The sequence below is a fragment of the Providencia stuartii genome (genome assembly GCF_029277985.1).
GTDB classification, from domain to species: Bacteria; Pseudomonadota; Gammaproteobacteria; order Enterobacterales; family Enterobacteriaceae; genus Providencia; species Providencia zhejiangensis.
In genome coordinates this window covers 3,848,076-3,865,706 of sequence record NZ_CP119546.1, presented here as the reverse complement: position 1 = coordinate 3,865,706, position 17,631 = coordinate 3,848,076, and the positions used below count along the sequence as shown (strand labels likewise).

The window sequence follows — 17,631 nt, the reverse complement described above, 5'->3', positions numbered from 1 at the left end:
AATTAAGATCATCTAGGATAGTTCTACGAGAAAAAGCAGACTCAGTCAGTACAAATAGGAATGGTTAATTGAGCTGTTCGTTACAGGCTCTACAGCTAGTATTGCTGCCGAATTAGTTGGTGTCCAACACCGCGACTTATTGTTCCCATCGCCTCAGAGTGCTAATCGCTGAGCACGTTGATAAGCATTCTTGGTTTGATGGAGAGATATAAATCGACGAAAGTTATTTTGGTGGAAGCCGTAAAGGTTCTTTAGGTAGAGGCACAGTCGGTAAAGTGACTGTATTCCAGCTATTGAAGTGTAGTGACAAGGTTTATACTAAGATTATACCAGATGCCAAATCTCACACATTGCTACCGATAATTGAGTCAATAATTTACCCTGACAGCATCGTCTACAAAGACAATTTTGCCAGTTATAAAGTACTGGATGTGAGTGATTTGAAGTATTACAGGATTAATCACAGTACCCAGTTTGTAGATAAAAAAGACCACAAAAATCAGATAAATGGTATCGAAAATTTTTGGAACGAAGCGAAGTTCTATATGCATAAATTTAACGGCATCCCGAAGGCACATTTTGAGCTGTGTCAGAAGGAATGCGAGTGCCGTTTTAACACAAACACCAATGGACCATGCTAAAATAATTAAAAATAAAATTTAAACCTTATCTAGGACAGTCCCAAATCTTAACGAAGCTTTACTGAAATTCGGCACTTAAATCCACACTATAATGAATAGTCACCAATTGACAGTTTACATAGCCGAGGCTACGGTCATTTCGATATTCTCGCGACCAAAGCTTGGTACTTTCGTTTAGATAGCGCCCTTTTAAAAATCACGCCAATAGTTGCAGATGAGCCAGCTTTGGTGGCAGGTTATTACAACATTGAAAAAGAGCGCTTAAAAGAGGCGTATTTTCAACGAGGACTATTGCTTCTGATGTGAACAATAACCCAGAATGCACCACGCTTTGGCATCTAGTACGTGGAAGGCAAACTAGATGATTAATCGTAAGAAAATATTATGTGTTGCACAATCGTTAATCATAAAGTGATCCAGAAAGGTGATGCAACATCAACGGATGGTGGCATACTTGAAGGGTGTTATGTTGAAAGCCAATATGTGGCTATCTTGCTTCTACTAGTGCATTTGTCATAACAGTAAGATAAATATCCATTTAATGGTTTGAATTAAATAAAAAAAGAATACCATAATAGCCATCTTTACGGATATCCGTGAAGATGGCTTAAAATAGAGTTTAGTTTGATTGGTACTCTAGCTTATGGATATCATTGGGGTACCACGACATTCTTTATTTCCCGCCTTAAGGGATGAAAGCGGTTTGACTCTCATGTTGTTGTCCTATCTACCCACTCGTATGATAAACATATCCTCCACTGTGAAAAATCGTAAGCGCTTAATGAACCAGTAAAGCTTTACTCAACCTCACTGATTTCTACGTTCCATGGCATGAGATCCGACACATCATCTTTCGGACTTCGTTTTGGTAACTCGGTAAACAGGTGTTGGAAGTAATAATAAGGGTTCATGTCATTAGCGCGGCAAGTCATCACGAGGCTATACAAGTTTGCACTCGCCTTTGCTCCGCCTACCGAAGTTGAGAACATCCAATTTTTGCGACCTGTCGTGAACGGCCTTATATCTCGTTCGGTCACATTGTTGTCGATACTTATATCGCCGTCTTCAAGGTAGGTAAGCAGCTTAGGCCACTGGTTTTGCGTATAAGTGATGGCTTTGCCAAGTAATCCTTTAGGGAGAACGTTTTGACTGTCAAGCCATTGCTTGAACTCATCTAAAATAGGTTTGGCTTCTTCTTGTCGTAGTTGGTGTCGAGATTTTGCGTCAAGCCCTTTGGCTTTCTTTTCAAGACCGTATAGTTTGCTAATAAAGTTCAGTGCTTTTTCTGGCTTGCCCGCTTTTTTTGATGGTGAAGCTTTTTGAGCATCAGTGAACTTTCTGCGTACATGCGCCATGCAAGCAGCTTGAGTCACGTCCTCAAGTTTGTCGTATGCACTGTAGCCATCCGATAGCAAGTAACCAGAGTAACCACCTAAAAAGTCTTGTACGCACTCTGCTCTGCGGCTGGCTTGATAGTCGTAGATAACCACTGGGTTATTGACGAACTCACCGCTACGATAGACCCACATATATGACTTAGATTGTGCTTTCTTATCTTCTTCACGTAATACTTGAACAGTGGTTTCGTCCGCGCAGATGAGCTTTTCTTTCAATAACTCACTTTTCATTGCATCAATAATGACTTGCACTTTGCTTCCTAACTGAACGCACCAGTTGGCCAGTGTAGCGCGGCTAATATCTATACCAGAGCGATTGAGAATATCCACTTGGCGATAGAGTGGCAGAGCATCAACGTATTTTGCTGTGACTACAGCGGCGAATGCATCTGCACTCCCTAGGCTTTTAGGGATCATACTTGCGGGTTTTGGGGCTGTGATAATCTTTGTTTCAGTCTGTGTTTTTTCACACTGCCGGCAAGCGTACTTGGTTCGCTCGTGACGTATAACACTAACCTTCTGTGGGATGATTTTCAGCTCTTCAGAAGTTTCAACACCACATTGATGTAAAGGCTCGTCGCAGCAGTCGCAATAAGGGGCATTGAGTTCATGTTTATGAACTTCACGCTCGAGCTCTTTTGGAAAAGGCTTACGGCCTGTTTTTTTCTTGTCGTCGTCGGATTTAGCCGTACTCTTTTGTTGCTCCGCTTCGTTAAAGGTACCTTTGGGTATTTTTTCACTTTGTGATGAGAAGCGCTTTGACTTACTTAAATTGAGCTGTTCAATCAACAACTCAATTTTGGTTTTGAGCTCGGCAACCTCCTCTTGCTTTGCCGCAAGGAGTTTATCTTTTGCTTCGTTCTGTTGGTGAAGCTCAAGCAGCATAGCTTTTAGCTGGTCGATATCATCAGGGAGGTCGGTCATGTCTGGGCTCTGGTCATCTCAATGACTTAAGTATGACAGCAAAAAAGGATCGTTCAAGCCCAACGTGACGATCAGTATCAGCGGTCACACTTCTAGATTATGAAGTGGACGATGAGCTTTGGCATGTTCGAGCGTTAACCCCGAAAGAAGCCAACCCAGTTGTTGCTTAGTAATATGAATGGCTCCGTCCTCACTGGGTCTTGGCCACTTGAAGGTCCCTTTTTCTAAGCGACGATAGTACAGCCAGAAGCCATTAGTATCCCAAAACAAGATTTTCAATTTATCTCGGGTACGATTGCAGAAAATGAACCAAGACTCACTAAACGGATCCATCTCAAGAGTCTCCGCGACAATCAACGATAGTCCATCAATGGACTTACGCATGTCCGTGACTCCAGAGATGAGGAAAACCTTACCTGTTGGTATCATTGTAGCGCTTCAAACCAAGTCTTAATTTGTTGCGAGCTAAGCGTTGCCGGCAGTTCTGCTCGAATGCCATTATTGAGAATTAACACAACACAACTTGTGCTCACGGTAGGCTCTGTCACCACGATAGGTTGAACCCTGGTTTCAGGCTCGGATTGCGTGAGCTTTTTCGACCAATAGTGAAAAGTCTGATAGCTTATGTTTTGCTCCGAGCAAAACTGCTTAATGCCTAAATTACTTTGTCGTTGCTGCTCTAGAATTGCAGCCCAGTATTCTCGTTTACTTTGTTGTCCCATAGTCCCTCCAATGAAAAAGCTACTATGGCAAATGACGAGTTTGTTTAGTATGTGTGGTTCATTAACCGCTTACAGAATTAACACAACACAACTTGTGCTCACGGTAGGCTCTGTCACCACGATAGGTTGAACCCTGGTTTCAGGCTCGGATTGCGTGAGCTTTTTCGACCAATAGTGAAAAGTCTGATAGCTTATGTTTTGCTCCGAGCAAAACTGCTTAATGCCTAAATTACTTTGTCGTTGCTGCTCTAGAATTGCAGCCCAGTATTCTCGTTTACTTTGTTGTCCCATAGTCCCTCCAATGAAAAAGCTACTATGGCAAATGACGAGTTTGTTTAGTATGTGTGGTTCATTAACCGCTTACACAGCTCCGGTCTTTTTCCCGATATGACGTTCACGAATGCGAGTTGAATCGCAGGCCGGGCAACGAATGTAATTTTCCATGATAATTTCCTTTTAGGTTGATTTAAAAGCAAAAAAGCCCCTGTCCGTGAGGACAGAGGCTTTCAGTGATAAAGTTTTTTTATTGAATGAGATGTATTACGATAAATCGTGGTTAGTTATCATGCGTTTTGACGATGAAAATTCCCATGAACAATATTGCCACCATTTCTCAATGAATCGATATAGTCGGCATACTACCGTAGTATTCGAACTCCTCGTATTGAAAATGGATCTCCTATATGACATGGCTAAAGTTTTAGTGACTCATTGGATTATTCAACTTTGCAAAGTCGAATGGCGAAATAGTTTGTTCCCGATTAGCATCCAAATAATCAGCCCACCATTGCACCATTAATCGACGTTCATCAATATGTTCTGCCTTATGAATATAAGCAGCCCTCACTGAGTTACGTTCTTGGTGGCTCATCTGACGTTCTACGGCGTCCTTAGACCATAAACCTGATTCAACTAATGAACTGCACGCCATCGTTCTAAAACCGTGTCCACAAATTTCAGTCTTCGTATCATAGCCCATGACGCGTAAGGCTTTATTGACTGTATTTTCACTCATGGGTTTAAAGGGATTATGAGCGCCCGTTAGGATCAATTCATGTTCACCCGTCCATGCCCAAATTTCTTTCAGTATAGTGATGGCTTGGTGGCTAAGGGGAACTAAATGCGGAGTGCGCATTTTAGCGCCTCTGTGTGAGAATTTAACGCCGGGTATAGGCTTTCGCTGAGCAGGAATAGTCCATAAGGCTTTATCGAAGTCAATTTCAGACCAACGCGCATAGCGAAGTTCGCTTGACCTAATAAACACTAATAAATTTAACATCACAGCTAGGCGAGTGACGGGCTGCCCTTTATAAGCATCGATACGGGCAATGAGTTCAGGTAGGCGGTCAAGGTTAAGAGCTGGACGATGTTGGCGTTGTACCGTCGTTACAGCCCCTGCGGTATCAATAGCAGGGTTATAACCAATAATACCGGATTGCACCGCATAACGCATAACAGCAGCGATACGTTGCTGTAAACGCGCAGCGATCTCATAAATCTCTTTACTTTCTGCTGCACGGATAGGAATAAGCAGGTCAGGGGTTTTGAGGGTAGTGATATCGCGTAATCCAATATAAGGAAAGACATGCGACTCCAAACTCTTTAAAACCTTTTCACTGTGTGATTCAGACCATTTTTTATTGCTGGCATGCCATTGTCTTGCGATGGTTTCAAAAGAGAGGTTAGCATCAGAAGCTGCTTTAGCCACACGTTTTTGTTCGCACGGGTCAATACCGTCAGCAATCAATTTTCTTGCTTCATCACGTTTTAAACGCGCCTCTGATAAAGAGACATCAGGGTATAAACCCAATGCTAAGGTTTTCTCTTTACCTAAGTGGCGGTAGCGTAATCGCCAGTACTTAGAACCATTAGTGTGAACCAATAAGTGTAGACCTGCACCATCGGTTAATTTATAGGATTTCACATCGGGTTTCGCCGCCCGAATTTTAGCGTCAGTCAGTGCCATAGTGAGCTTCCTGAGAGATAAAGTGGGTACAAAATTCTATCGAACTAGTGTATACCCGCAATTGTACCCACGCAATGGGGTTGATGTGGGTAGAATCGAGTAGAATTCAGTGGAGTTGAAACTTTGGGAGAGTGTTGATTTTAGCGGGCTTTACAAACAAAAACAGACGTCGGTTGACGTCTGTTGATAATAAGGTGGTGCCCGGACTCGGAATCGAACCAAGGACACGGGGATTTTCAATCCCCTGCTCTACCGACTGAGCTATCCGGGCAACGGGGCGCATTAAACCGTATTAGGCGGTTTGCGTCAACGAGTTTTTTCTAAAAAAACGTAATTTTTAACTGAGTGTTTTCTTTTTCAGCAAAAAGTGACGGTTTAACGCGCGATCGTACTTTTTTTAGCTTAGAGCGCCTTTTTTTCGGCATAACGCAATCGCTAAAATATCTTCTGACAGGTGTTGAGCGATTTCAACATCCTTAATGTCTCGTTGAATCAATAGGCGATTTAGGCAACCTTCTAAAACTAACTCCATTTGATTAGCGACCAGTTCGGAATCTTCGATGTCTAGCTCATCCAACAACTCTTTGGTATACAGGAAAGAGTTATCTTTTTGTATACGACTTAATTGGTGAATAGGATGTTGTGGATCGGGGTAGTGGTTGCAAGCCGAAACAAATAGACAACCCGGAAAGCGTCCTTCACTGACGCGCTGATAGAGTTGTTGATAACGAGCAGATAATTTCTGCTGAGGATTGAGAGAGTCATCTAATCGTGTTTGACGCTGCCAAATTTCAATTTGTTGTCCATGGTAGCGTAAGCAATCGTACACCAAAGCTTCATCGTCAGGCCAAAATTGGCGGATCACGCTAAAATCAGGCGCAATCTCATGGAGGAGATGCTCGGTGGATGCGGATAGACCTTTTTTTTCTAACTGGTTAAGAGCATGACTCAAAATTTCTTCGCGCTGTACTGACATTGTTAGCTCCGTCACAATATTGTTCTACTACCTAGCATCATAGCAATGTTCATTATGTATTTATAGCAGTTTGCTTTATGCACAACAGTGACTCTATTCTGTGAACCCACACTATTCAAGTGGCGATAGCAATTTGCAGTAGGGTAGATATCAACATGATATAATTAGAAAATCGGCTCAGTTTTTCACAGGGTTCTCTATTATGAAAATTATCATCGCACCTGATTCATTTAAGGAAAGTATCAGTGCAGAAGTTGCTGCTCATGCCGTGAAGCAAGGATTTCACGCTATCTTTCCGGATGCGACTTATCTCTGTTTACCGATTGCCGATGGGGGGGAAGGTACTGTTGATGCGTTGATCGCCGCAATCGGAGGAGAGCATGTGACGCTTGAAGTCTCAGGGCCATTGAATAAACCCGTGATGGCGACTTATGGCTTACTTCATCAAGGAAAAACCGCCGTTATTGAAATGGCTGCTGCAAGTGGATTAATGCTAGTTGCTCCTAAACAACGTAACCCGATGCTGGCAAGTAGTTTTGGTACTGGCCAGTTGATTAAAGATGCTTTAGATAAAGGCGTAACACAGATTATTTTGGGGATTGGGGGGAGTGCGACTGTCGATGGCGGCGTCGGTATGCTGCAAGCGTTAGGCGCTCTCTTTTATGATGCACAAAACCAACAGCTTGGACTGGGTGGTGAAATATTAAATAAGATCGCTTACATCGATGTATCAGGCCTAGACCCGCGATTAAAAGACTGTGATATCGAAGTGGCATGTGATGTGGATAACCCGTTAGTTGGTGTGCGCGGTGCAGCAGCAATATTTGGCCCTCAGAAAGGTGCTACCGCAGAGATGGTAGTGACGCTTGAACAAGGTCTTAATCAACTGGCGGATGTGATAGAGAGCACGGTAGGCATCGATTATCGTCATTTGGCGGGAGGCGGTGCGGCGGGCGGAATATCTGTTGCTGCTGCCGCGTTTATGAAGGCTAATTTAAAACCTGGGATAGAGATTGTCGTTCAAGCGGTCAATTTAGAAAAAGAAATGATTGATACCGACCTAGTGATCGTTGGTGAAGGGAGTATGGATGGACAAACGGCTGGCGGCAAAGCACCAATTGGTATTGCTAAAGTAGCGGCTAAACACCAGGTTCCGGTGATTGCGTTGAGTGGTGTTTTAGGGAAAGGTGTTGAAGCATTACATCAAGAAGGTATTGATGCCTTTTTTAGTATTGTCCCCCGCTTATGTTCACTCGAAGAGGCCTTATCTGAAGGGGCGGCTAACTTGCAACAAGCTGCCTATAACGTCGCGAAAGTCTTACAGTTAGGGCAACAGTTAAAGAATAGATAATATGACTGACCTTGCTTGAGGCATTTTAATGGGTGTTCGATGTGTTTCGCTATAGTGATTGATTTTGATAAGCGAAAATAAATAACCCCCAAGCGTTGGATAACAACGTTTGGGGGTTTTATTTTAAAGATTAAATGACTACAACATCATACCGCCAAATAGGAAACCGAAGGTGACGGCTAAGATGACGGCAATCGTGCCTGGAATGAAGAATGGGTGGTTAAAGACAAAACGACCGATGCGTGTTGTCCCTGTATCATCCATTTGTACCGCAGCAACGAGCGTTGGGTAAGTTGGCAGAATGAATAAGCCAGATACCGCAGAGAATGATGCGATAGCCGTCAATGGGCTAACATGTAATGCTAACGCCATTGGCATTAACGCTTTTGCTGTCGCAGCTTGTGAATACAGCAGTGCTGAACAGAAGAAGAAGATCACAGCTAGCATCCAAGAATGCTCATGAATTAAGTCGCCAGCAGTTGCTTTAATCCAATCAATATTATGTTGTACGAAAGTATCACCTAACCAAGCAACACCCAGAATACAGATACAGGCACTCATACCTGCTTTAAAGGTGCTTGAGTTAAGGATAGAGTCAGTACTCACACGGCAGAGAATAGTGATTAGGGTTGCCACACTCAGCATAATGATCAGAATAGCATTGGTGGTGTTCATCAATGGTGTCTTGACGATACCTAAGCTTGGGCTGTTGATGATGGCATAAATGACCACACCCACAACGCCCAGTAAGAACAACAGAACCGATGATTTTGCACCTGCTTTGATATCTTTAACTTGGCTACCACGCAGCTCAACGAGGCCTTCAGCCAAACGTTTCTGGTAAATAGGGTCATCCGATAGTTTAGAGTTGAATGTCCAAGAGATAATGAAAGACATTAGGATGATAGCAAGGAAAGTCGATGGTAACAGGATACCTAATAGTGTGATATAGCTAACGGTGTTACCAGCACCAACCATCGCTGGGTTTTCCATAACGGAAGCCATATACACAACAGCCGCAGAAATAGGTGAAGCGGTAATACCGATTTGAGCAGCCACAACGGCAGTTGAAAGTGGACGACAAGGTTTTACGCCTTGCTCTTTTGCGACTTCAGCAATAACGGGCAAAGTTGCTAAAGAGATATTACCTGTCCCCGCAAATAGGGTTAGGAAATAGGTCACGATTGGCGCAAGGATGGTGATGTATTTAGGATTACGGCGCAGTAGTTTTTCTGTTTGAGCAACTAAGTAATCAAGGCCACCAGCAATTTGCATTGCTGAAATAGCTGCGATTACGGCCATGATAATGGAGATAACGTCAAATGGAATGGTGCCTGGTTTCACGCCAATTGCAGCGAGTACCAAGACACCTAGGCCACCGGCAAAACCGATACCTATCCCACCAAGACGGGCCCCCAGAAATATGGCCAGCAGAACAATAATAAATTCTACGGCTAGCATAGTGTTTACTCCTCGACAAAATTAAAATTAAAATTAAAAATATGAAACTGTAGTGTTAATTTTTTGTGTGTGCATAAAACTAAAAAGGCACGCTTTCCGAAGGAGAGGCGTGCCTTGATTTTTAAGTATTATTTATGGTTAACATAAATGATTAGTCATCAAATCTTTTCGCTTTATAAGCTGGATGTTTTAGGTTCTCAACAGAGAAGATATCATCCAACTGCTCTTCGGTCAGTAAGCCACGCTCCAGAACGACCTCGCGGACACTCTTACCTGTTTCTGCACAGATCTTACCTACGATGTCACCATTATGGTGGCCAATGAATGGGTTCAGATAAGTGACGATACCGATAGAATTAAAGACGAACGCTTCACAGATTTCTTTGTTGACTGTGATACCGTTGACGCATTTTTCAACTAAGTTACGGCAAGCATTGCTCATCAATGAAATGGATTCAAACATTGCTTGACCGATAGCTGGTTCCATGACGTTTAACTGTAGCTGACCCGCTTCAGCTGCCATTGTAACACAGATATCGTTACCGATAACTTTGAAGCAAGCTTGGTTAACAACTTCAGGAATAACTGGGTTAACTTTTGCTGGCATAATTGAAGAACCTGCTTGCAGTTCAGGCAGATTGATTTCTTTAAGACCAGCGCGAGGACCTGAAGAGAGTAAACGTAAGTCATTACAGATTTTGGATAGCTTAACCGCAAGGCGTTTTAGGCCAGCGTGAACGGTGATGTATGCACCACAGTCAGAAGTCGCTTCAATCAGGTCTTCTGCTGGTACACATGGTAAGCCAGTCACTTCAGCTAATTTTTCAACAGCCAGTTTTTGGTAACCTGGCGCGGTATTTAAACCTGTACCGATGGCAGTAGCACCTAAGTTAACTTCTAGCAGTAACTCAATGCTACGTTTCAGGTTTTTCTCTTCTTCTTTTAAAAGAGTTGCAAATGCGTGGAACTCTTGTCCTACGGTCATTGGCACAGCATCCTGTAATTGGGTACGACCCATTTTCAGAATGTCTTTAAATTCTTCCGCTTTTTTCTCAAAGCCTTTTTTCAGGTATTCAACGGAGTCAATCAATTTGATAACTGAATTATAGACCGCGATGCGGAAACCTGTTGGGTATGCATCATTGGTTGATTGGCTCTTATTTAAATGGTCATTCGGATTTAGGTATTCATATTCACCTTTCTGATGACCCATCAGTTCAAGACCGATGTTGGCAAGGACTTCGTTAGTATTCATGTTCAGTGATGTACCTGCACCACCTTGGAATACATCAACAGGGAACTGATCCATGCATTTGCCAGTATCCAGAACAACATCGCAAGCTTTGATGATGGTATCAGCGATGTTACGTGGGATAGTATGAAGTTCTTTGTTCGCCATTGCTGCCGCTTTTTTAACCATTACCATGCCGCGAATAAATTCTGGCACATCGTTAATGGTGCGGTCGCTGATATAAAAGTTTTCAATCGCACGCAGAGTATGAACACCGTAATAGGCATCAGATGGGACTTCTTTCTGACCTAACAGGTCTTCTTCGATACGAGTATTGTTTGACATGAGAACCTTCTTAATTAGATTACAGTTACTGTCTATTATGCGCTTTTAAAAATATATATACCGTGAAACAAAATATTATAGGTGTTAAACCCTTGTTACTCCGTTATCAGCATGATGATCTACTGATTTATAGGTAGATGATATGCTGTTCTTAAATCATTGCCTTGAACCTAGATCACTATATAGTTTGATTTATGAAACTGTTTTCAAAATATGTGAGAGTGCTCACAGATGAAAATAAAAAAATGAGAAATCTCCATGAGTTGAAAAGCGTTATAGTGACCTCCATCATTATGTCTATACTATGTAAAAAAGCGAATGTTGTTGTTTGTCTCTTAGATACAGTTCACAAAGGTTTTCCAAGAGGCGAGAACTCATTTATACCTGACAGACTCTAAGTTGTAGGTAGATAGCCTGTAATCCCCTTGAAGACAGCTAGGTCAATGATATGTCTCAAGATGCTAACGAGGTGAATTCCTATGCAATTTAAAGAATGGCGGGAATAAAGCGAATTGAAACAAAGGAGAACTTGTGCGCTGGTTACCACTCATATTTATATGCCTTCTCATTTATATTGAGTCTGTCATATTCGTCCGTGTTGCCTCAGAGATTGGTGTGTTGGCGACACTTATTTTGGTTGTATTGACATCCTGTTTAGGGATTTCGCTGGTCAAAAATCAGGGAATGAAAAATGTCATGCAAATTCAACAAAAAATAGCAGCTGGTGAAAGCCCTGCCGCAGAAATGATTAAAAGTGTTGCTCTGGTACTTGCTGGCTTTTTATTAATCGTACCAGGCTTCTTTACTGATTTTATTGGCTTACTTTTATTGTTGCCACCAGTTCAAAAATTATTTGTGATGCGTTTGATCCCCCATATTCGTTTTTCTCAGACGGGAAATGGCTTTAGTGCAGGGCGTCATAACCCATTCCAACAAGGCGATACATTTGAGGGAGAATTTCAACGTAAACAGGATGATCCATCCTATACGATCGATAAATCTGAAGAATCTAGCGAATCTGAAAAAGATAACCGTCCTAAGTAGTTATCCCTCTAATACGGGGAAGGTAAAAACAAAAAAATTTTATCTTCCCCCCCTTGAAGTCACTCCAACTCGCCCCAATCTGGAAAAACATGGTACTGGTTTATTTAGACATACTGGTATCGTCCTTTTACCTAGTGTGGACTTTATTTATAGGAGAACTATTAATGAAAATTCGTCCATTGCATGACCGTGTTATCGTCAAGCGTAAAGAAGTTGAATCTAAATCTGCTGGCGGCATCGTTCTGACTGGCACAGCAGCAGGTAAATCTACGCGTGGTGAAGTTCTCGCCGTTGGTAACGGTCGCATCCTTGAAAATGGTGAAATTAAAGCTTTGGATGTGAAAGTCGGCGACATCGTTATTTTTAACGACGGTTATGGCGTGAAAGCTGAAAAAATCGACAACGAAGAAGTGCTGATCATGTCAGAGAGTGACATTCTCGCAATTGTTGAAGCGTAATTTTCACTTAGATCTTCTCAACTAACGAAAAGAATTTAAAGGAAAGAAATAATGGCAGCTAAAGACGTTAAATTTGGTAATGACGCACGCGTAAAAATGCTTCGTGGTGTGAATATTCTAGCAGATGCAGTGAAAGTCACTTTAGGACCAAAAGGTCGTAACGTGGTTCTGGATAAATCATTTGGTTCACCGGTTATCACTAAAGACGGTGTTTCAGTTGCTCGTGAAATCGAATTAGAAGATAAATTCGAAAACATGGGTGCACAAATGGTTAAAGAAGTTGCATCTAAAGCTAACGATGCAGCAGGTGACGGTACGACTACTGCGACTGTACTGGCACAAGCTATTGTTACTGAAGGTCTAAAAGCCGTTGCTGCGGGTATGAACCCAATGGATCTGAAACGTGGTATCGATAAAGCAGTTGTTGCCGCGGTTGAAGAGCTAAAAGCACTGTCTGTTCCATGTTCAGACTCTAAAGCAATTGCGCAGGTTGGTACTATCTCTGCAAACTCAGATGAAACTGTTGGTAAGCTGATTGCAGAAGCCATGGATAAAGTCGGTAAAGAAGGCGTTATCACGGTTGAAGAAGGTACTGGTCTGGAAGATGAGCTGGATGTTGTTGAAGGTATGCAGTTCGACCGTGGTTACCTGTCTCCTTATTTCATCAATAAGCCAGAAACCGGTGTTGTTGAACTGGAAAACCCATTCATCCTGTTAGTTGACAAAAAAGTGTCTAACATCCGTGAATTGCTACCTGTATTAGAAGGTGTTGCGAAAGCGAGCAAGCCGCTACTGATCATCGCTGAAGATGTTGAAGGTGAAGCGCTGGCAACTCTGGTTGTTAACACTATGCGTGGTATCGTTAAAGTTGCTGCGGTTAAAGCACCTGGTTTTGGTGATCGCCGTAAAGCGATGTTACAAGATATCGCGATTCTAACTAATGGTACTGTTATCTCTGAAGAGATCGGTATGGAGCTTGAGAAAGCAACATTAGAAGATCTGGGTCAAGCAAAACGTATCGTTATCAACAAAGACACTACCACTATTATTGATGGTGTCGGTGATGAGTCTGCTATTTCAGGTCGTGTGGCTCAAATTCGCCAACAAATCGAAGAATCAACTTCTGATTATGACCGTGAAAAACTGCAAGAGCGTGTCGCTAAATTAGCTGGCGGTGTTGCGGTGATTAAAGTCGGTGCTGCAACTGAAGTTGAAATGAAAGAAAAACGTGCTCGTGTTGACGATGCTCTGCATGCAACTCGCGCTGCTGTTGAAGAAGGTGTTGTTGCTGGTGGTGGTACCGCACTAGTACGTGTTGCTGCGAAATTGGCTTCACTGAAAGGTGATAACGAAGAGCAAAACGTAGGTATTCGTGTTGCACTACGCGCGATGGAAGCACCAATGCGTCAAATCGTCACTAACGCAGGTGAAGAAGCGTCTGTTGTTGTTAATACGGTTAAAGCAGCGACAGGTAACGAAGGTTACAACGCAGCAACAGATACTTACGGTGACATGATTGAGATGGGTATTTTGGACCCAACTAAAGTTACTCGTTCTGCACTGCAATTTGCTGCATCAATTGCGGGTCTGATGATTACGACTGAAGCAATGATCACTGAAATGCCTAAAGAAGACGGCCCTGATTTAGGTGCTGCTGGAATGGGCGGAATGGGTGGAATGGGCGGTATGATGTAGTGCGACGAGAGTCGCGTAGGTAGCTAGCCGAGCGGGCTACGTCCATAGTGAGTACTAACTGATAGTTGTACTCACTATTCCCCGCCGAAATAGCATAATAATGATATGTCCGATGTTCCGGGCTTTAAATTCTCCCGGACATCGGCTCTTCACTTGGTGAAGAACTAATTTCTGGTTGCGGACTTTAAAGTCAGTATTCCTCTCTAAATAATGTGTAACAGCGTTTTAATGCGATAACCATTTGAACTATCAATATTGTTATCACTTAATCACTGTTATAACGTCAAAAGATACACGTTGAAACAAGGCAGATTTTTCTAGCTTGTGATGTAACGGGGTTAACATCGTCTCTATCAAATTTATGTACGCCAGCACCTACCGGTGTGAAGCTGTGCTGATGATTGTCTGACTGTATTGCATCTGATACAGAGCCAGACCTGTTGTGTAACTAACAGTAGCCTAGGAGCAGCGCGTCACCAGTAATGGTGAGGTGTGAGAGCGCTCTGACAATGTACTCCCCGATGTTTGGGTGCTGATTTATCGTGAGATAAACAGTGGATTTTACCAGTAGCAGGTGAATGAGAGGCTAGGCTGGATCATAGGGTTAACGTTAAGTGAACTGTCCGTAAGCACCGTCAGCCGCAAGCAGCAAAAGCTACTGATATGCTGTGACCAAAAGGTACAAGGTCGGTTATTCCTATTACATCTGGGAATACGTTACCAACAGACCTTCGGTGTATAGGCAGAACCTAAGTGATCCGTGTCATGAGTACGGAACTCGGTAAGCCCGTATTTTCGCCACAATGTGGCAGGTGAGTCGCAAGACTAGCTGTTGAGAGTGCGGGTAAAGGAGGTTGGAGAAAGCGAATGCCATTCTGTAATGGAATGGATAAGAGGTTAAATGTTCCTCTACCGGAAACGGGGCAGACTTCCGACTGGTCTTTAATTGTGTGCAGTATTGTAAAGCAAATCTAACGTGACAGAAAGTTGGTTAGGGCAGTTCTCTGTTCTGACCTAACCCTTGCGGGAGCATAAGATAACTCCTGCAAGGGGGCTATCTGTCAGCTCTCGCTTGGGGTTTTCTAATCCAAAGAACTAAGGAGAGTAGCAAGTTGAGTACGCTAATAGAAGTACCTGCGCTTTCCGGCAGGGCGGAAAACTGGCATCAGATTAACTGGTGTCAGATACACCGTCAGGTCAGAGGGCTACAGGTACGAATCGCAAAGGCAACAAAGCAGAAGCATTGGCGCAGGGTGAAAGCCCTGCAAAGAATGCTGACGCGCTCGTTTGCAGCCAAAGCTCTGGCTGTCAGGCGGGTTACTGAAAATCGAGGCAAAAAGACAGCCGGAGTGGATCGCCAGTTGTGGAACACTCCCGAAAGTAAATGGTATGCGATCAGTCAGCTTAAACGGACAGGCTATAAGCCGTCTCCGTTAAGGCGGGTTTACATTCCTAAAAGTAACGGCAAATGCCGTCCTTTGGGGATACCGACGATGAAGGACAGGGCGATGCAGGCACTATACCTGCTGGCACTTGATCCCGTCTCGGAGACAAAGGCAGATCGCAACAGTTATGGCTTTCGTCCGGCTCGTTCAGCGGCGGATGCGATTGAGCAATGTTTTGTTAATCTCAGTCGTAAAAGCTCTGCTGAATGGGTACTGGAAGGCGATATAAAAGGATGTTTTGATAACATCAGTCATGACTGGTTACTTGCCAACATTCCGTTGGATAGACAGGTACTCAGGAAATGGCTTAAAGCGGGATTTATGGAATCCGGCCGTTTACACCCGACAGAAGCTGGTACACCACAGGGAGGCATTATTTCCCCTGTACTGGCAAATATGGCTCTGGATGGATTGGAAGAGGTGCTTGAAACCCATTTCGGGAAGAAAAACACCAAAGCCAGTTATAAAACCAAGGTCAATTATGTGCGTTATGCAGACGATTTTATCATTACTTGCATCTCGAAAGAGTTACTTGAGAATAAAATCAAACCCCTTGTTGAAGCATTTATGGCGGAACGAGGGCTGCAATTATCACCAGAAAAAACGGTGATAACGCATATTTCGGAAGGGTTTGATTTTCTGGGACAGAATGTACGCAAGTATCGTGGCAAAATGCTGATAAAGCCGGCTGCTAAGGGATTGCGTAATCATCTTCAGAAAATACGGCAAATAGTGAAGCGTAATGCGGCATCAAAACAGGGTGATTTGATAAGGCAACTTAATCCGGTATTACGGGGTTGGGCAAATTATCATCGTCATATTGTTGCCAAGGAAACGTTCAGCTATATCGACTATCGTGTCTGGAAATTGCTCTGGCGCTGGTCATGCCGTCGGCACGGGAATCGCAACAAGTATTGGGTGAAAAAGAAATATTTTCATTCGGTCGGGAGCGAGAACTGGGTATTCCAGAGTATTGATGCGGATAATGGCCTGAGAAGGCTAGTGTCCTGCAAAGATATCCCGATTAAAAGGCATATTAAAATCAGGGCTGAGGCGAACCCATATGATCCGGTTGACGAACTGTACTTTGAACAGCGGCAAATTAAGCGCTGGAAAGAAGGGAAAATGCAGCGAGGAAAACTGAGATTAATTTGGGAACGGCAAGGCTATCGCTGTCCGATCTGTCACCAGCTATTCAGAGATAATGATGATTGGGATATCCATCACATCATCAGACGGGTAGATGGAGGGGGTGATGAAAGCGATAATTTAATGATGTTGCATCCTAACTGTCATCGGTTGGTGCATAGTTAAAATATGCTCGACAGTCATCAAGTTCATAGTTAACCTAGAGTTTTATATTTCATAGGAGCGGACTATGGGCATTGCTAAACGTCATATGGAAGAGCAGCAGGACAAGTTCAATGTTGCTACTAATATCGCTATTCAAGCCGGAGTGTTAGCACAATGTGAGTATTGTGAGATTACGGTATTTCAAGGCGATGAGGACATTGAAGAAGCATATAAACTTGGTAACACTCAATTTAGTAAAGGCGAATTTGAAGGTTTCTTCGAGTCTCGGAGAGAGATGACAGATGCTATCAAAGGCGCAGTGGAATCAGGTGATCATGCTGCGGAGTGCTGCTTCCATTGTCATGACAAAATGTATGGTAACGATTGAGCATTAACGTTGTCGGCCCAAACAATAGTGCGGGCTTATAAAGGCTTGAGCCGTATGCGGGGAAACTTGCATGTACGGTTCTTAGGGGGCGGCGGTGCAGTAATGCGCTGCTGCTACCCGACAGCCATTTGGCGACATCACGCTCAAACAGTGAATAATCACTGTTAAGCCTTTTAAACCGGTATTGCGAGTATTGGCTGGCAGTACCGGTTTTTTTATATCATTCGTCTATGACTGTGCTTCAAGGAGTGATGAGTTTGGTCGCTAAATGAACATGTAGAGAGTCTCTAAAGA

At 43.2% G+C, this 17,631-nt stretch carries 15 protein-coding genes, 1 tRNA gene and 1 pseudogene; 8 read left to right on the top strand and 9 right to left on the bottom strand.

Annotated elements, in window-relative coordinates; translation table 11 throughout:
• The first annotated feature begins 67 nt into the window (after nucleotides 1–67).
• Both P2E05_RS17465 and P2E05_RS17460 read left to right on the top strand, forming a co-directional pair.
• Nucleotides 68–641, top strand: a pseudogene (locus P2E05_RS17465) (IS1595 family transposase).
• A gap of 384 nt (nucleotides 642–1,025) precedes the next feature.
• Nucleotides 1,026–1,160 (top strand): hypothetical protein, encoded by a 135-nt coding sequence (locus tag P2E05_RS17460; RefSeq protein WP_269750008.1) that lies wholly within the window; start codon nucleotides 1,026–1,028, stop codon nucleotides 1,158–1,160.
• Between the two features lie 278 nt (nucleotides 1,161–1,438).
• Here the strand turns inward: P2E05_RS17460 and tnpC are convergent, their stop codons facing one another.
• The 7 genes from tnpC to dicD all read right to left on the bottom strand — a co-directional run bounded on the left by tnpC (nucleotide 1,439) and on the right by dicD (nucleotide 6,626).
• Nucleotides 1,439–2,962, bottom strand: a complete 1,524-nt coding sequence (tnpC, locus tag P2E05_RS17455; protein WP_008914071.1) for an IS66 family transposase — start codon at nucleotides 2,960–2,962, stop codon at nucleotides 1,439–1,441.
• 84 nt (nucleotides 2,963–3,046) lie between these two features.
• Complete coding sequence (gene tnpB, locus P2E05_RS17450; protein ID WP_071547801.1) at nucleotides 3,047–3,346, bottom strand: IS66 family insertion sequence element accessory protein TnpB; 300 nt, start codon at nucleotides 3,344–3,346, stop codon at nucleotides 3,047–3,049.
• A 41-nt stretch (nucleotides 3,347–3,387) separates the two neighbouring features.
• Nucleotides 3,388–3,684 carry an IS66 family insertion sequence element accessory protein TnpA gene (gene tnpA / locus P2E05_RS21775; RefSeq protein WP_272672724.1) on the bottom strand — a complete coding sequence of 99 codons (297 nt, stop codon included), beginning with the start codon at nucleotides 3,682–3,684 and terminating at the stop codon, nucleotides 3,388–3,390.
• Between the two features lie 69 nt (nucleotides 3,685–3,753).
• Nucleotides 3,754–3,975, bottom strand: coding sequence for an IS66 family insertion sequence element accessory protein TnpA (gene tnpA / locus P2E05_RS17440; RefSeq protein WP_276122925.1), 222 nt, complete (start codon nucleotides 3,973–3,975; stop codon nucleotides 3,754–3,756).
• Nucleotides 3,976–4,384: 409 nt separating this feature from the next.
• Nucleotides 4,385–5,650 (bottom strand): tyrosine-type recombinase/integrase, encoded by a 1,266-nt coding sequence (locus tag P2E05_RS17435; protein ID WP_276122924.1) that lies wholly within the window; start codon nucleotides 5,648–5,650, stop codon nucleotides 4,385–4,387.
• A gap of 195 nt (nucleotides 5,651–5,845) precedes the next feature.
• Nucleotides 5,846–5,921: transfer RNA gene (locus tag P2E05_RS17430), tRNA-Phe, on the bottom strand.
• Nucleotides 5,922–6,047: 126 nt separating this feature from the next.
• Nucleotides 6,048–6,626, bottom strand: coding sequence for a division control transcriptional repressor DicD (gene dicD / locus P2E05_RS17425; protein ID WP_154624554.1), 579 nt, complete (start codon nucleotides 6,624–6,626; stop codon nucleotides 6,048–6,050).
• A gap of 202 nt (nucleotides 6,627–6,828) precedes the next feature.
• Between dicD and P2E05_RS17420 the strand changes: the two genes are divergently transcribed.
• Nucleotides 6,829–7,977: a glycerate kinase gene (locus P2E05_RS17420; RefSeq protein WP_249999365.1), complete on the top strand. Its 1,149-nt coding sequence runs from the start codon at nucleotides 6,829–6,831 to the stop codon at nucleotides 7,975–7,977.
• 138 nt (nucleotides 7,978–8,115) lie between these two features.
• Here P2E05_RS17420 and P2E05_RS17415 read toward each other — a convergent pair whose 3' ends face one another.
• Both P2E05_RS17415 and aspA read right to left on the bottom strand, forming a co-directional pair.
• Entirely contained in the window at nucleotides 8,116–9,438 is a 1,323-nt protein-coding gene (locus P2E05_RS17415; RefSeq protein ID WP_154624552.1) for an anaerobic C4-dicarboxylate transporter, read from the bottom strand.
• Nucleotides 9,439–9,589: 151 nt separating this feature from the next.
• Entirely contained in the window at nucleotides 9,590–11,014 is a 1,425-nt protein-coding gene (gene aspA / locus P2E05_RS17410; RefSeq protein WP_154624551.1) for an aspartate ammonia-lyase, read from the bottom strand.
• Between the two features lie 531 nt (nucleotides 11,015–11,545).
• Between aspA and P2E05_RS17405 the strand changes: the two genes are divergently transcribed.
• From P2E05_RS17405 to P2E05_RS21770, 5 genes are all read left to right on the top strand, one after another.
• Nucleotides 11,546–12,058, top strand: a complete 513-nt coding sequence (locus P2E05_RS17405; protein WP_163863074.1) for an FxsA family protein — start codon at nucleotides 11,546–11,548, stop codon at nucleotides 12,056–12,058.
• 164 nt (nucleotides 12,059–12,222) lie between these two features.
• Complete coding sequence (locus P2E05_RS17400; RefSeq protein WP_008914587.1) at nucleotides 12,223–12,516, top strand: co-chaperone GroES; 294 nt, start codon at nucleotides 12,223–12,225, stop codon at nucleotides 12,514–12,516.
• 51 nt (nucleotides 12,517–12,567) lie between these two features.
• Nucleotides 12,568–14,211 (top strand): chaperonin GroEL, encoded by a 1,644-nt coding sequence (gene groL, locus P2E05_RS17395; protein WP_154624550.1) that lies wholly within the window; start codon nucleotides 12,568–12,570, stop codon nucleotides 14,209–14,211.
• A gap of 1,112 nt (nucleotides 14,212–15,323) precedes the next feature.
• Nucleotides 15,324–16,970, top strand: coding sequence for a group II intron reverse transcriptase/maturase (ltrA, locus tag P2E05_RS17390; protein ID WP_272657244.1), 1,647 nt, complete (start codon nucleotides 15,324–15,326; stop codon nucleotides 16,968–16,970).
• A gap of 64 nt (nucleotides 16,971–17,034) precedes the next feature.
• Nucleotides 17,035–17,337 (top strand): hypothetical protein, encoded by a 303-nt coding sequence (locus tag P2E05_RS21770; protein ID WP_272657245.1) that lies wholly within the window; start codon nucleotides 17,035–17,037, stop codon nucleotides 17,335–17,337.
• Nucleotides 17,338–17,631 lie beyond the last annotated feature (294 nt).